The 14324-nt window shown below is 69.8% G+C and carries 14 protein-coding genes and 1 pseudogene; 13 read left to right on the top strand and 2 right to left on the bottom strand.

What is annotated here, in order from left to right; translation table 11 throughout:
* The first annotated feature begins 108 nt into the window (after positions 1 to 108).
* From lepB to ACK4SC_RS08930, 7 genes are all read left to right on the top strand, one after another.
* Positions 109 to 876, top strand: coding sequence for a signal peptidase I (gene lepB, locus ACK4SC_RS08960; protein ID WP_409617201.1), 768 nt, complete (start codon positions 109 to 111; stop codon positions 874 to 876).
* Between the two features lie 4 nt (positions 877 to 880).
* The gene (locus ACK4SC_RS08955; protein WP_409617199.1) at positions 881 to 1561 is read left to right on the top strand and encodes a ribonuclease HII; all 681 of its coding nucleotides are present in this window, start codon (positions 881 to 883) and stop codon (positions 1559 to 1561) included.
* A 10-nt stretch (positions 1562 to 1571) separates the two neighbouring features.
* Positions 1572 to 1895: a DUF2469 domain-containing protein gene (locus ACK4SC_RS08950; protein ID WP_409617198.1), complete on the top strand. Its 324-nt coding sequence runs from the start codon at positions 1572 to 1574 to the stop codon at positions 1893 to 1895.
* Between the two features lie 97 nt (positions 1896 to 1992).
* Positions 1993 to 2343: a YraN family protein gene (locus tag ACK4SC_RS08945; RefSeq protein WP_409617196.1), complete on the top strand. Its 351-nt coding sequence runs from the start codon at positions 1993 to 1995 to the stop codon at positions 2341 to 2343.
* On the top strand, positions 2343 to 3872 hold the full coding sequence (locus tag ACK4SC_RS08940; RefSeq protein WP_409617194.1) for a YifB family Mg chelatase-like AAA ATPase: 1530 nt from the start codon (positions 2343 to 2345) through the stop codon (positions 3870 to 3872). The genes ACK4SC_RS08945 and ACK4SC_RS08940 overlap by 1 nt, the downstream gene beginning before the upstream one ends.
* Positions 3869 to 5206 carry a DNA-processing protein DprA gene (dprA, locus tag ACK4SC_RS08935; protein ID WP_409617192.1) on the top strand — a complete coding sequence of 446 codons (1338 nt, stop codon included), beginning with the start codon at positions 3869 to 3871 and terminating at the stop codon, positions 5204 to 5206. The genes ACK4SC_RS08940 and dprA overlap by 4 nt, the downstream gene beginning before the upstream one ends.
* Positions 5203 to 6138, top strand: a complete 936-nt coding sequence (locus tag ACK4SC_RS08930) for a phosphodiesterase (RefSeq protein WP_409617190.1) — start codon at positions 5203 to 5205, stop codon at positions 6136 to 6138. Before dprA ends, ACK4SC_RS08930 begins: the two co-directional genes overlap by 4 nt.
* A 3-nt stretch (positions 6139 to 6141) precedes the next feature.
* Here ACK4SC_RS08930 and ACK4SC_RS08925 read toward each other — a convergent pair whose 3' ends face one another.
* Positions 6142 to 6666: a MarR family winged helix-turn-helix transcriptional regulator gene (locus ACK4SC_RS08925; protein WP_409617188.1), complete on the bottom strand. Its 525-nt coding sequence runs from the start codon at positions 6664 to 6666 to the stop codon at positions 6142 to 6144.
* 92 nt (positions 6667 to 6758) lie between these two features.
* Here ACK4SC_RS08925 and ACK4SC_RS08920 point away from each other — a divergent pair, with 92 nt between their 5' ends.
* A complete protein-coding gene (locus ACK4SC_RS08920) occupies positions 6759 to 8933 on the top strand; it encodes an MMPL family transporter (RefSeq protein WP_409617187.1) in 2175 nt (724 codons plus the stop codon).
* Positions 8934 to 8937: 4 nt separating this feature from the next.
* Entirely contained in the window at positions 8938 to 9864 is a 927-nt protein-coding gene (locus tag ACK4SC_RS08915) for a tyrosine recombinase XerC (RefSeq protein ID WP_409617185.1), read from the top strand.
* Between the two features lie 54 nt (positions 9865 to 9918).
* Here the strand turns inward: ACK4SC_RS08915 and ACK4SC_RS08910 are convergent.
* Positions 9919 to 10323: pseudogene (locus ACK4SC_RS08910) on the bottom strand (peptidoglycan DD-metalloendopeptidase family protein); the annotation flags it as partial.
* 349 nt (positions 10324 to 10672) lie between these two features.
* Here ACK4SC_RS08910 and rpsB point away from each other — a divergent pair.
* The 4 genes from rpsB (at position 10673) to ACK4SC_RS08890 (ending at position 14234) form a co-directional block, all read left to right on the top strand.
* Positions 10673 to 11644, top strand: a complete 972-nt coding sequence (gene rpsB / locus ACK4SC_RS08905) for a 30S ribosomal protein S2 (RefSeq protein ID WP_409617184.1) — start codon at positions 10673 to 10675, stop codon at positions 11642 to 11644.
* A 28-nt stretch (positions 11645 to 11672) separates the two neighbouring features.
* Positions 11673 to 12500 carry a translation elongation factor Ts gene (tsf, locus tag ACK4SC_RS08900; RefSeq protein WP_409617182.1) on the top strand — a complete coding sequence of 276 codons (828 nt, stop codon included), beginning with the start codon at positions 11673 to 11675 and terminating at the stop codon, positions 12498 to 12500.
* A gap of 116 nt (positions 12501 to 12616) precedes the next feature.
* Positions 12617 to 13330: a UMP kinase gene (pyrH, locus tag ACK4SC_RS08895; protein ID WP_409617180.1), complete on the top strand. Its 714-nt coding sequence runs from the start codon at positions 12617 to 12619 to the stop codon at positions 13328 to 13330.
* 13 nt (positions 13331 to 13343) lie between these two features.
* On the top strand, positions 13344 to 14234 hold the full coding sequence (locus ACK4SC_RS08890; RefSeq protein WP_409617179.1) for an EamA family transporter: 891 nt from the start codon (positions 13344 to 13346) through the stop codon (positions 14232 to 14234).
* The last annotated feature ends 90 nt before the right edge of the window (positions 14235 to 14324 follow it).

Genomic DNA, 14324 nt, shown 5'->3' with positions numbered 1-14324 from the left:
TCACATGTCATCCCGATGGCCCCCACGAGTTTTTCTCGGCGGGGGCCATCGGCGTCTCCCGGCCCCACCTCGGCCCCTAGACTGAGACGGCACGAACCCTGGGGAGACATGACCGACGAGACCGCGCCGCCCACCTCGGCCGCCGACGCCGAACCCGGCGCGAGCACGACAGAATCGTCGTCACCCAGTGCGGGGCGTCAGGTCGCGACCTTCCTTCGCGACGTGGTCATCATCATCGCCGCTGCGCTGATCATCTCGTTCCTCATCAAGACGTTTCTCATCCGCTCGTTCTTCATTCCCTCCGAGTCGATGCAGCCCACGCTCGAGGTCGATGACCGCATCATCGTCAACCAGCTCGTGCCCGAGCTCGTGCCGGTGAGCCGTGGCGACGTGGTGGTATTCCGTGATCCCGGTACCTGGTTGCGCAGCGCGCCCCCGCAGCCGCGCACGCCCGTCGAGGCGGCGGGCGACTGGCTGCTCTCGCTCGTGGGCTTGAGCGCAAGCGACAGCGAAGAGCACCTCGTGAAGCGTGTCATCGGCGTCGGCGGCGACCGTGTCGTGTGTTGCAATGACCTGGGCCAGCTGCTCATCAATGGGGTGCCGATCAACGAGCCGTACGTGCGCACGCCTGCCGGCGCCTCCGACGTCAGCGGCATCGACTTTCAGGTGACGGTGCCCGAGGGCGCTCTCTGGGTGATGGGGGACAACCGCTACGAGTCGAGCGACTCCCGCTACAACCGCACCGGGGATGCCGAGGGCTTCGTGCCGCTCGACGACGTCGTCGGCCGCGCCATCGTCATCAGCTGGCCGCTCGACCGCTGGATCTGGCTCGACAACTACCCCCTCACCTTCGACGGCGTCGAACGCGCCGAGTAACGCCGTGCCCACCGACGCCACCCTCGAGGCCGAGCGGGCCCTGTTCGCCGCCGGCGCCCCCGTCGTTATCGGCGTCGACGAGGTCGGCCGCGGGGCGCTGGCCGGTGTCGTCGCGGTCGGTGCGTGCGCGATCCTGCCGACGTGCGGCGAGCATCCCGCGGGCCTGCGCGATTCGAAGCTGCTGTCGCCGACGAAACGCGCGAGCCTCGTGCCGCTCGCGCACGAGTGGGCACTCGCGATCGCCGTCGGCGAGGCCGAGCCGTCCGAGGTCGACGAGGTGGGCATCGTCGCCGCACTCGGCCTCGCCGGGCGTCGCGCGCTGATTGCCCTGCACGCCGCCGGCGTCGACGTTGCTGCCGCCGAGGTGCTCGTCGACGGGGTGCACGACTGGCTGAGCCCTGCGCTGATGAGCCCACCGAGCATCCGCACTCGGGCAAAGGCCGACCGCGACTGCGCGTCGGTCGCCGCCGCGTCCGTCATCGCCAAAGAGCATCGGGATGCGCTCATGCGCGCCGATCACGCCCGTCACCCGGTCTACGGCTGGGACGGCAACAAGGGTTACGGCTCGGCCGCGCACCTCGCCGCAATCGCCGAGCACGGGCCGTCGCCCCGGCACCGGCACAGCTGGCTTCGCGCGCCGGCGGGCACGGGGGATGCGCGTGGCGCGTCGGCCGTAGAGGTCTAGACTGACCGCAATGGACGACGAGGATTTCGAGGACTACGACCGCGAGGTCGAGCTGGCTCTCTACCGCGAATACCGCGACGTGGCGTCGCAGTTTCAGTACGTGGTCGAGACCGAGCGGCGCTTCTACCTCGCCAATGAGGTCGAACAGGTGGTTCGCGAGGTCGGGGGCGACTTCTACTTTGAGCTGACACTCACCGACGTGTGGGTGTGGGACGTCTACCGCTCCGACCGGTTCGTCAAGAGCGTCAAGGTGTTGACCTTCAAAGACGTGAACGTCGAAGAGCTCGGCAAAAAAGACCTGAAGCTGCCGAAAGAACTCGCGCTCGACGAGTAGCGCGACCGCTCCTCCCCAGGCTGGCGTCAGCACCGCGGGGCCTCGGATGCGCTGCTGCCGCTGACCTCGCCCCGTGCGCGCGGCCATCCTTACGCGCATGGCACGCAAAGACATCGTCGGGCTCACCGGCGAACAGATCGCCGCCGACCACCTCGAGGCCGCCGGCTACCGCATCATCGACCGCAACTGGCGCTGCAGAGCCGGCGAACTCGACATTGTTGCCCAGCGCGACCACACGGTCGTGTTCGTCGAGGTGAAGACACGTAGCGGCACCGGGTACGGGCATCCGCTCGAGTCGATCACGGCGCAGAAGCTCGCCCGCTTGCGCCGGCTTGCGGCCGCCTGGTGCGCCGAGAACGGGCCGGTTGCGGCGATCCGGCTGGATGCGATTGCGGTCGTCACCGCGCCCGGCCAGACGCTCGTCGAACACGTCGAGCAGGTGGCCTGATGCCCGTTGTTAGCACGCACGCCGTTGCGCTGAACGGGGTCGACGGCGCGCTGGTGCAGATCGAGGCGGACCTGTCGTCGGGGCTGCCCGCCTTCGCCATCATCGGTCTGCCGGACGCCGCTCTCGGCGAGGCGAAAGACCGCGTGCGCTCGGCCGCCCTGAACTCGGGCGTCGAATTGCCGAACCGCCGTGTCACCGTCAACCTGTCGCCAGCAGCCGTGCCGAAACACGGCTCGGGGTTTGACCTGGGTATCGCGGTCGCGGCACTCGCCAGTGGCGGCACGGTGTCGGCCGAGGCGATCGCCGACACGGTGCACCTGGGCGAACTCGGGCTCGACGGCCGGCTGCGGCCCGTGCACGGAGTTCTGCCCGCCGTGTTGGCTGCTCAGCGCTCAGGGGCGCGCCGCGTCATCGTGCCGAGCGGCAACGCCGACGAGGCCTCGCTCGTGCCCGGCGTTGATGTCGTGGCGTTGCCGTCGCTGCGGGCCGTGCTCATTCACCACGGGGCCGAGCTTGATGATGTGCCGTGCGAGGCCGTGCACCGCGCGGCGGCAGAGGCGGTGTCGTCCGGCGAGGCCGAACTCTCTGATGTCGTGGGCCACCCCGACGCCGTGCAGGCGCTCGTCACGGCGGCCGCGGGCGGTCACCACGTGCTGATGCACGGTCCTCCCGGAGCGGGCAAGACGATGCTCGCCACCCGGTTGCCTGCGATCCTGCCCGATCTCGACACCGCGGCCGCGATCGACGTGTCATCGGTGCGCTCGCTCTGCGGCGAACCGGTCTCGACGCTCATCGTGCGACCGCCGTTTCAGGCGCCGCACCACAGCGCGACGATGGCGTCGCTCGTCGGCGGAGGCAGCGGCATCGTGCGGCCCGGCGCGATTTCCCGGGCGGCGCACGGCGTGCTGTTCCTCGACGAGGCTCCCGAGTTTTCGGCGAGCGTGCTCGACGCCCTGCGGCAGCCCCTCGAAACGGGGTGGATCACGATTCACCGCGCCCGCTCGGTCGCGCGGTTTCCCGCCCAGTGCCAGCTGCTGTTGGCGGCGAACCCGTGCCCGTGCGGCAACGCCGGAACGGTCGACGACGAATGCACCTGCACCCCGATGATGCGCCGCCGCTACCTCGGGCGACTCTCCGGGCCGCTGCTCGACCGCATCGACGTGCAATTCGGCGTCCGACGCGTGTCGGCGGCCCACCTCACCGCGCCCGACCGCACCGGACTCACCACGGCGGGCGCCCGCGAACTCGTGCGCGCGGCACGCGCTGCCGCCGCCGAGCGCTGGTCGTCGCTCAGCATCGACCTCAACTCTCGGGTGCCCGGGCCGGTGTTGCGGTCGCGCGAGTGGCGATTGCCGAGCTCCGCCCGTGGCCCCCTCGACCGTGCGCTCGAACGCGGGGCCCTCACGATGCGCGGCTATGACCGCGTGCTGCGTCTTGCCTGGAGTGTCGCTGACCTCGACGGCGCGACAGCTCCCCGACTCGACCACGTCGGGCGAGCGCTGTTTTTGCGCAAGGGCGTGCCGGCGTGAGCGGGGGAGGGTGGCGCATCGCCCCTGCCCAGCTCGATGCGCTGCTGGAGGGCGTCGGCAAGGCCGTTAGCAGCGACGACGAGCGCGACGACCTGGTGGCCCGAACCCTCTGGCATGTCGTCGCCGAGCCTGGCGACGCGGCCGTCGGAGCGCTGGCCGACGGCGCGGGGCTGGTCGCGGCGGCCCGAGCCCTCATTGACGGAGCCGACCCGCCAACGATCATGCGCCTCTCGCACGGCGAGATCGGCGCCGAGGCGGCGGCAGCGGCACTCACGCGCTGGACTCCGCGGCTGCGCTCCACCGACGTTGTGCGCGCGCTCGAGCTCGCCGGGCGGGTGAACGCCCGGATGCTCGTGCCCGACGATGACAGCTGGCCCGACACACTCGCCGCGCTCGGCCCCTATCGGCCCCACCTGCTGTGGGTGCGCGGTAACGCCTCCCTGCTGCGCAGGCCCGGAATCGCCCTCGTCGGTGCCCGCGCGGCCACGGGCTACGGCGAGCACGTCGCCATGGAGCTCGCCGCCGGCCTCTGTTCCCGTGACCTCGTCGTGGTGTCGGGCGGGGCGTACGGTATCGACGGTGCCGCGCACCGCGCGTCGCTCGCCGCACAGGGAGACACCATCGCCGCGCTCGCCGGTGGCCCCGACCGGTTGTATCCGAGCGGCCACGACGCTCTGCTTCGGCGCGTCATCGAGTGCGGCGCCGTCGTCAGCGAGACGCCGGCCGGCACTCCGCCCACTCGGTGGAGGTTCTTGCAGCGCAACAGGGTGATCGCTGCCCTGAGTGCGGCCGTCGTGGTGGTCGAGGCGGGCCACCGTTCTGGAGCGCTCAACACCGCGCACCATGCGGCGACAATCGGCGTTCCCCTCGGCGTGGTCCCCGGCCCCATCACGTCGGCGGCGAGCGCGGGTTGCCACCGCTTGCTGCGCGACGCGGCGGCGCAGTGCATCACCTCCGTTGGCGACATCATCGAGCTCGCCTCGGGGCTCGCCGACGCCCCTCGAGACGATGCGAGACTGAGCTTCGGCACGGTCGACCTCAACTCACCGCGCGGTCACGACGCGGGCGGCCCTCGCGGCGCGCGCGGCGATCGACCCGCCGTGGTTCGGGTTGCCGACGCGCTGCGGCCCCGCCGGTGGCAAAGCGTCGACGAATTGGCGCGAGCGTCCGGCCTCGCGGTTGCTGACGTGCAGGCGGCGCTCGGCCTCTTGCAGTTCGACGACCGTGCGATCGACAACGAGAGCGGCCACTGGCGCCTGCCGTCCCCACGAAAGAAGAAGGGGGAGGAAAAGCCTGAATCGTCGTCATCGCGGAGCGGTAGCATGCGCCCATGACCCAGCTCGGCCAGTACCCGCCTCCGCTGCGCACGATCATCCACCTCTCCGACACGCACCTGCTCGGCGAGGGCCGCGATCTGTACGGCAAGGTTCCCGTCGACCAGCGACTGGCGGCGGCCCTCGACCGCATCGAACGCAGCGCACTCGCCCCCGACGCCGTCGTCTTCACCGGCGATCTGGCTGACCTAGGCGAAGCCGACGCCTACCGTCGCTTGCGCGCGGCGGTCGAGCCGGTTATCGATCGCATGGGTGCCGAACTCATCTGGGTGATGGGCAATCACGACGACCGTGGTCACTACTCGTCACTGCTGTTTGACCAAGAGCCGAGCGACGCCCCGCAAGACCGCGTGTACGACCTGGACGGGCTGCGGGTCATCTCGCTCGACACGACAGTTCCCGGCTACCACCACGGAGAACTCGAGCTGAGCCAGCTCGACTGGTTGCGCGCAGAGCTCGCCACCCCCGCGCCCCTCGGCAGCATCCTTGCCGTGCACCATCCTCCCGTCCCCACTCCGCTTGAGGTCATGTCGGTGCTCGAACTGCACGACCAGCCGGCGCTCGCCGCGGTGCTTGAGGGCAGCGACGTTCGGGCGATACTCGGTGGCCACCTGCACTACTCCACACACGGCACCTTCGCGGGCATTCCCGTGCACGTCGCGTCAGCGACCTGCTACACACTCGACCTCGGCGCCGATCGCGAGCGCTTGCTGTCGGGGGTCGACGGTGGCCAGTCGTTCGATGTGATCTCGGTATACGAGCACGCCATCGTCTCGTCGACGATTCCCGTCACCCCGGGCCCCGAGGTCACCGGATTCGCGGCGACCTTCCGGCCGATGATTGAGGCGATGACGCCCGAGCAGCGGCTCGAGCAGTTGTCGAGTAAGAGCTCGCACCTCAACATGACCGAGGCGGCGGCGAGCGACGTCTAAGAGTTACCCGGTCCGTCGTCCGGGAGCGGGTGCCGGCCCGTCGCCGCTGCCGAGTCGCGCACTGTGGCCGCGATAGGTCTCGACGACCCGTGCAAGGTACCGCGTGATCGCGGCCTGGTCGTGCTCGTCGAAATCGTCGAGTACCGCGTCGACCGCCCCGATCATCGGCATGAGCATCGCCATAGCCCTCGCCTGTGATTCGGGCCGCGCCTCGACGAGGACGCTTCGCCGATCATCTGGATTCGCGGTGCGACGGACGTGACCGACCGCTTCGAGCCGGTCGATCGCCGTCGTCATCGCCGCCGTCGACAGCCCAACACGTTTTGCCAGGGCGCTCGGTGACAGGGGGCCCGCCATGATCAGGTGCTGCATCGCATCCAGGTCGGTCATGTTGACCTCCAGCCGGTGCGCAAGCGCCGCGGCGAACTCGTCCGAAACGTCGAGCAGCTCGCGCAACGACTGGGTTGCCGGACGCGCCGGTGGACCCGCCGACGGGCGACCCTGAGCATCCGGTGAGTGCGTTTGCATGCAATGGAGTCTAGGCGCTATCTTTTCGAACATCTAGTAGTTCGACTATCGAACTAAACCCGATCCTCACCCCGCCCCGTGAAAGGCCGCGCGTGTCCGCCTACCTCCGCCTCATCACCTCGAAGGCCACCTCGTGGCTCGTGCTGCTTGTCACCGTGCTGGGAGCCGGTGCCCTCATCGCCCTGTCGGGCCAGGAGGAAAACGATGCGGCACCCCCGGTGGGGCTCCCCGACACCGCAGAGTCGGTGCAGGTACAGCAACTGCAGGAACAGTTCCCGTCCGCCGAGGGCACGAGCGCGATTCTGGTGATTTCTGCGGAGGACGGCACCCTGACCGACGAGCAACTCGCCACCCTGGCCGAGAACACCGCGGAACTCGCGGCGATCGCCGAGGTCGAGTTCGTGCCGCCCGTCGTCAGCGACGACGAGACCGTGGCGTTCGTGGTTGTTCCGCTCGACCCGATCACGAGCGTGGGCGCTCGTGCCGAGCGCGCAGAGGAACTGCGCGCGGCGGCATCGGACGGGCTCACGGGCGCGACGGTCTACCTCACGGGTGCCGAGGGCTTCGAGGTCGACCTCGCGGCGGTGTTCGAGGGCGCTAACTTCACGCTGCTCGGCACGACGGTGCTGGTGGTGGCCGTGCTGTTGATCCTCACCTATCGCAGCCCGTGGCTCTGGCTCGTGCCGCTCGCCGTGGTCGGCCTCGGCGATCAGGTTGCCGGGACGACGGCCAGGCTTGTCGCCGACGCGATCGGGATTGAACTGGATGCCAGCGTCACCGGAATCCTGTCGGTGCTCGTGTTCGGCGCCGCGACGAACTACGCGCTGCTGCTGATCGCCCGCTACCGCGACGAGCTGCGCCTCGTCGAGGATCGCCGAGAGGCGATGCGTCGCGCTGTACGGGGGACGGCCCCGGCGATTCTGGCGTCCGGAGGCACCGTGGCGCTCGCGTTGGCCACCCTGCTCTTTGCCGAACTGTCCGGCAACCGCGCGCTCGGCTTGGCGGGAGCCATCGGCATCGTCATCGCCATGTTCTTCGGGCTCGTGGTGCTGCCGGCGGCGCTCGTGTTGTTCGGTCGCGGGCTGTTCTGGCCGTTCATCCCGCGCTTCGGCGCTCCCGATTTCGTCGCCAAGAGCCCCTGGGGTCGCCTGGGGCGCCGCGTGAGCCGCCGCCCGGTCATCGTCGCCACCGTCGGCTTCATCGCCCTCGCGGGCTTCGCGGCGGGACTGGTTGGCGCCAATATTGGCCTGTCGCAGAACGAGCGCTTCATCGTCAAGCCGGAGGCAGTCGTGGGCCAGGAGGTGCTGGCGGATGCGTTCTCGGCCGGTGCGACCTCGCCCGCGGCTGTCATCGTGCCGACCGACGAGGCCGACGAGACCCTGCAGGCCCTGCTCGAGCTCGACGGCGTCGACGCCGGACAGCTCGGCGAGGCCACCGACGAGTGGACACAACTCGACATCACGATCGACGCCGACCCCGAGAGTGCCGCCGCCTTCGCCACCATTGAACGGATGCGCGCCGCGCTCGATGACATCGGCTCCGGCACCGCGCTCGTCGGCGGTATCGACGCGCAGGCGCTCGACGTCGCCACCGCTCAGGAGCGCGACCAGGCGGTCGTGATTCCGCTGATCCTCGTGCTGGTCTTCATCGTGCTGGTGATCCTGCTTCGGGCCCTGCTGGCTCCGCTGCTGTTGCTGGGTGCCGTGGTGGCGAGTTACTTCTCCGCCGTCGGTATCGGCTGGATCCTCTTCCAGACCGTGTTCGGATTCCCCGCGATCGACACCACGGTGCTGCTGTTCAGCTTCCTATTCCTCGTGGCGCTCGGCATCGACTACTCGATCTTCCTCGTCACGCGTGCGCAGGAGGAGTCCGCGCGGCTGGGCATCAGGGAGGGCATGATCCGTGCACTCGCGGCAACCGGCGCCGTCATCACGAGCGCGGGCATCCTGCTCGCCGCCGTGTTTGCGGTGCTGGGAGTCTTGCCGCTGATCACGCTCACGCAGATCGGCATCATTGTCTGCATCGGCGTGCTGATCGACACTCTGCTCGTGCGCACGGTGATCGTTCCCGCCTTCGCCTTCATCGCCGGTGACCGCTTCTTCTGGCCGCGCAAGCCGCAGGTGACGATCGCCGAGGCCGACGAGCGTGGGCTGAACGCGCAGCAGATGTCGAGCATCGTCGACCCGGCCGAGGGCGACGCCGCCGAGCCGCAGCTGGTCGGCGCGGGCGCGCCGGACGGCGGTGACGGCGAAGACCGCGCATCCTGAAGGGGTGCACGCGGCATCGACTGAGCTCAGCAAGGCGATTGACGCCTATCTGCGCTCTGTCGCGCTCGAACGCGGAGTGTCGCGGCACACGGTGCGGGCGTACGCGACCGACCTGCGCACGCTCGCCGACTTCATCGACGACCGCGGTGCCGAGCCCGACCCCGCGCTGATCGACCTTGAGTTGCTGCGCGAGTGGGCGTGGCACCAGCGCGACAGTGGTCTCGCGACAGCGACTCTGGCGAGGCGCACGTCGACGATTCGAGGTTTCACGGCGTGGCTCGCGCGAACCGGTCGCGCCGCCGCCGACCCCGGTGTGCGACTGCGCGCACCGCGCCCCGACCGCTCCCTTCCCCGCGTCCTCACGAGAACGCAGATCGACGACCTGCTAGCCGGGCTCGCCGACCACGCCTCGACCGACGACCCGGGGGCGCTGCGCAACCTCGCCGTCGTCGAAGTGCTGTACGCGAGCGCGGTGCGTGTGAGTGAGCTCGTGGGTCTCGACCTCGACGCCGTCGACCCGGGGCGGCGCACGCTGCGGGTGCTCGGCAAGGGAGCCAAAGAGCGGGTGGTGCCCTACGGCGTTCCCGCGGCGAGGGCCCTCTCCGCATACCTCGAACGTGGGCGCCCTGTGCTCGCCGCCGGCTCCTCGCCGTCCAACGCTCTGTTCCTCGGTGCTCGCGGTGGCCGGCTGTCGGCGCGAGCGGTCTACGCGCTCGTCGCCAGCCTGCTCGCCGAGCTTCCCGGCTCTGGCCCTGCCGGCCCGCACGCCTTCCGCCACACGGCGGCGACCCACCTCCTCGATGGCGGGGCGGACCTGCGCGCCGTGCAAGAACTGCTCGGGCACGCGAGTCTCGGCACGACGCAGATCTACACCCACGTGAGCGCCGAACGGCTGGCCGCCGCCTACCGCACCGCCCACCCCCGCGCCTAGGGGCAGCAGCACAGCCCGGCGCAGTCCGCCGAGGTACAGCAGCGGCGAAACGTACTCTCCGTCGACCCGCACCCCGATGTGCACGCAGCTCGATGACGCGCAGTGCCCCGCCTCAAGCGCCCCGATCGCATCGCCCGCGCGGACCACGTCACCCGTCTCAACGGAGGGCGCGACGGGCTCGACCGTGACGAGCACCGCCCCCGCGCGCACGGTCACGACGGGCCGATCGACGACGACACCCGCAAAGTGAATGACCCCGTGCGTTGCGGCCCGAACCACAGATCCCGGCCCCTCCGCCGCGAGGTCCACCCCGCGATGGCCCGCCGCATAGGGCGTCGGGGGAGCAGCGAACGGGCGCACGACGGTGCGCACACCGTCGACCGGCCACGCCCAGTCGGGATGCGCGCGGGAGGCGCCCCCGTCGATGACGGGAGAAGCGCTCGCGACGGCTCCGGGCATCCCGACGCCCGTGAACAGGATTGCGACCGCGGCAACGGTCGTCGTGAAAAGGCGGCGCACGGTGGCGAGCCTGCCCTGCTGGGCGGTCGGTTGGATGCTCGTGACCGCTTCCGGGGACAACCCCCGGCCCGCGGATTCCGTGGGGGAGCGGAGCCGTGCGGTGCTAGAGTATGACCAGCAGTCGCCTCGGCGGCTGACTTCGCGTGTCCGAATACGGCGCACATCCCCATCAGTCCTGCACCGCCCGGGAGACCGGGCGACCTCCGTGCGGGTGGGGACAGCGTCCGGGCACCAGGGCCCCGGCCAACCGGCTCGAGGCGACAACTGAGAACACAGAAGGAGTACGGCCATGGCCGTCGTCACCATTCGCCAGCTGCTCGACAGCGGCGTGCACTTTGGGCACCAGACCCGCCGCTGGAACCCGAAAGTCAAGCGCTTCATCCTGACCGAGCGCTCGGGCATCCACATCATCGACCTGCAGCAGTCGCTGGCCTACATCGACAAGGCCTACGACTTCGCCAAGCAGACCGTCGCGCACGGCGGCACCATCCTCTTCGTGGGCACCAAGAAGCAGGCGCAGGAGTCGATTGCCGAGCAGGCGACCCGCGTCGGCCAGCCCTACGTCAACCAGCGCTGGCTGGGTGGCCTCCTGACCAACTTCCAGACCGTCTCCAAGCGCCTGCAGCGCATGAAGGAGCTGGAAGAGATCGACTTCGACGACACGACCAAGGGCTTCACCAAGAAGGAGCTCCTGATCAAGAAGCGCGAGCTCGACAAGCTGCACAAGTCGCTCGGCGGTATCCGCAACCTGACGAAGACCCCGAGCGCCATCTGGGTTGTCGACCCCAAGCGCGAGCACCTCGCCGTTGACGAGGCCAAGAAGCTCGGTATCCCCGTGATCGGCATCCTCGACACGAACGCCGACCCCGACGAGCTGGCGTACCCGATCCCGGGCAACGACGACGCGATCCGCTCGGTCGCGCTGCTGACGCGCATCATCGCCGACGCCGCCGCCGAGGGCCTCATCCAGCGTCACCAGGCGCCCGAGGCCGAGGGCAACGTGTCGGCCGTCGAGCCGATGGCCGAGTGGGAGCGCGAGCTGCTCGAGGCCGGCCAGGCCGAGGAGGCTGCTGCAGAGCAGACGCCCGCCGCGGAGGAGGCTCCCGCCGAGGAGGCCGCTGCTGAGGAAGCCCCCGCCACCGAGGAGGCCCCCGCCGAGAAGCCCGCCAAGAAGGCTCCGGCGAAGAAGGCCCCCGCGAAGAAGGCTGCCGCGAAGACGACCGAGGCTGAGGCTTCGGACGCGGCGCCCGAGTCCGAGTAACGACCTGAACCTTTAGGAGACACATTTCATGGCTAACGTGAGCCTGGCCGACATCAAGGCCCTCCGCGAGCAGCTCGGCACCGGCATGGTCGACACGAAGAACGCTCTCGTGGAGGCCGACGGCGACATCGCCAAGGCGACCGAGATCCTCCGGCTGAAGGGTGCCAAGGGCAACGCCAAGCGCGCCGACCGTTCGACGAGCGAGGGGCTCATCGCCGCCCACGAGGGCGACGGTGCGGTCACCATGATCGAGCTGGCCTGCGAGACCGACTTCGTCGCGAAGGGCGAGAAGTTCGTCGCGCTCGGCGACAAGGTGCTCGCCGCGGTTGCCGCCGCTGGCGCGACGACCGCCGAGGAGGGCCTCGCGGCCGCCGCCGAGGGCGGCACCGTCGCCGAGCTGATCGACGGTGAAGCCGCGATCATCGGCGAGAAGATGGAATTGCGTCGCGTGGTTCGCCTCACCGGCGACAACTTCGCCGTGTACCTGCACCGCACGAACAAGGACCTGCCGCCGCAGGTCGGTGTCGTCGTTGCGTACACCGGTGACGACGCCGAGACGGCGCGCAGCATCGCGCAGCACATCTCGTTCGCCGACCCGCAGTTCTTGAGCCGCGACGACGTGCCGGCCGAGACGGTCGACAACGAGCGCCGCATCGTCGAAGAGATCTCGCGCAACGAGGGCAAGCCCGAGGCTGCCCTGCCGAAGATCGTCGAGGGTCGCGTCGGCGCGTTCTTCAAGCAGGTCGCCCTGCTCGAGCAGGACTACGCCCGCGACAACAAGCTCTCGGTGTCGCAGGTGCTGAAAGACGCCGGTCTCACCGTGACCGGCTTCGCTCGCTTCAAGGTCGGCGCCTAACCCGTGCCGACCCGGGGTCCGATCCGCACATCATTGCGGGTCGGACCCCTTCTTTCTGCGCCCAGCGCACCGCTAGCCTGAACCGAACGACCACCGCGACATCCTCGAGGAGCCCCGTGTCCGCATCCCGCCGCCGTGTCCTGTTGAAGCTCTCTGGCGAAGCCTTCGGAGGGGGCCAACTGGGGGTGAACCCCGACATCGTGAGTGCGATCGCCCGCGAGATCGCCGAGGCGGCCGCGAGCGGCGTCGAGGTCGCGATCGTCGTCGGCGGCGGTAACTTCTTCCGCGGTGCCGAGCTCAGCCAGCGCGGCATGGACCGCGGTCGCGCCGACTACATGGGCATGCTCGGAACCGTCATGAACGCGCTTGCCCTGCAAGACTTCCTCGAGCAGGCCGGTGCAGACGTCCGTGTGCAGTCGGCCATCCAGATGACCCAGGTCGCCGAGCCGTACATTCCGCTGCGCGCCGAGCGCCACCTCGAGAAGGGCCGGGTCGTCGTCTTCGGCGCCGGCGCTGGCCTGCCCTACTTCTCGACCGACACGGTCGCGGCTCAGCGCGCACTCGAAATCAAGGCCGTCGTGGTTCTCGTGGCGAAGAACGGCGTCGACGGGGTCTACAGTGACGACCCTCGCACGAACCCCGACGCGCTCAAGCTCGACGAGATCACCTACCAGGACGCGCTCGTCAAGGGCCTGAAGGTCGTCGATTCCACCGCCTTCAGCCTCTGCATGGACAACGGGATGCCCATGGTCGTCTTCGGCATGGAACCCCAGGGGAACATCGCCAAGGCCATCCGCGGCGAGGCCCTCGGCACCCGCGTCACCCGCTGAGTCGATCACGCGCGTGACCGCGGCGCTGCTGATTCTCGTCGGCGCGGTTGCGCACGCAGCCTGGAACGTCCTCGTCAAGCGGCAGGGCGCATCCGGACCGATCTTCTTCGCGCTCGTCGCCGGGTCGGCGGCGGTGTTGGCGGCGCCGTTCGCGATCCCGCTCCTCGTCACAAGCGCGCCCTCCGCTGGCTGGGTGGGGTGGGCGGCGGGAAGTGCTCTTCTGCACACCGCGTACATGCTGCTGCTGCAGCGCGGCTACCGCGTCGCTGACGTGGGTGTCGTGTACCCGCTGGCGCGGGGTACCGGCCCCCTGCTGTCGGTGCTCGGGGCCGTCCTGCTGCTCGGCGAGCGGCCGGCCCCGGTGAGCATCACCGGCGCCGTCCTCGTCGTCGCGGGAGTCGTCATCATTGGCACGGCGTCAGCACGCTCGAGCGCACGCACGGGGCCGCGCCCGGAGGTCGATGCGCGGTCGCGTCTGCGCCGCGGAGTCGTGTACGGCTCGGCCGTGGGCGTCTGCATTGCGGCCTACACCCTGTGGGACGCGGCAGCGGTCACCGGCGCGGGGCTCACGCCGCTTGGCCACTTCTGGGGGAGCCTCGTGGGGCAGGCGGTGGTGCTCACGGTGCTTGCGCTGCGTGATCGGCACGCCCCGCGCATCCTCGCCAGGGAGGTGCGCCGCCACCTCCCCGTCGCGGTCGCCGTCGGGGTGCTGTCGACCGCCTCGTACCTTGCGATCCTTACCGCGTACGGCTTCGCGCCCGTGTCGATCGTTGCCCCGGCACGAGAGCTCAGTGTCGTGCTCGTCGCACTCGCCGGCTGGTTGCTGTTTCGCGAGCCACACCCGGCGCGCCGCCTCGCCGGAGCGGTCGTCGTGCTGTCCGGCGTCGCGCTCCTCGCTGTCTGACGGGTGCCGCCCACTAGATGATTGATTCCAAGGGGTGACCGGCGGCGCGCCTGTCTCAAGCAGTGGTTGAGGGTGTCCAGGATCGAGGTT

Source organism: Microcella sp. (assembly GCF_046293215.1).
In the GTDB taxonomy this organism is placed as follows: Bacteria; Actinomycetota; Actinomycetes; order Actinomycetales; family Microbacteriaceae; genus Microcella.
The sequence above is the reverse complement of the archived record's forward strand: the minus strand, read 5'-3'. Positions and strand labels throughout refer to the sequence as shown.

Coding starts and splice junctions, on each gene's coding strand:
- ACK4SC_RS08940 (WP_409617194.1), top strand. CDS start 2,343: ATGCCCGTTGTTAGCACGCACGCCGTTGCGCTGAACGGGGTCGACGGC.
- ACK4SC_RS08930 (WP_409617190.1), top strand. CDS start 5,203: ATGACCCAGCTCGGCCAGTACCCGCCTCCGCTGCGCACGATCATCCAC.
- ACK4SC_RS08950 (WP_409617198.1), top strand. CDS start 1,572: ATGGACGACGAGGATTTCGAGGACTACGACCGCGAGGTCGAGCTGGCT.
- rpsB (WP_409617184.1), top strand. CDS start 10,673: ATGGCCGTCGTCACCATTCGCCAGCTGCTCGACAGCGGCGTGCACTTT.
- ACK4SC_RS08945 (WP_409617196.1), top strand. CDS start 1,993: ATGGCACGCAAAGACATCGTCGGGCTCACCGGCGAACAGATCGCCGCC.
- ACK4SC_RS08925 (WP_409617188.1), bottom strand. CDS start 6,666: ATGCAAACGCACTCACCGGATGCTCAGGGTCGCCCGTCGGCGGGTCCA.
- lepB (WP_409617201.1), top strand. CDS start 109: ATGACCGACGAGACCGCGCCGCCCACCTCGGCCGCCGACGCCGAACCC.
- tsf (WP_409617182.1), top strand. CDS start 11,673: ATGGCTAACGTGAGCCTGGCCGACATCAAGGCCCTCCGCGAGCAGCTC.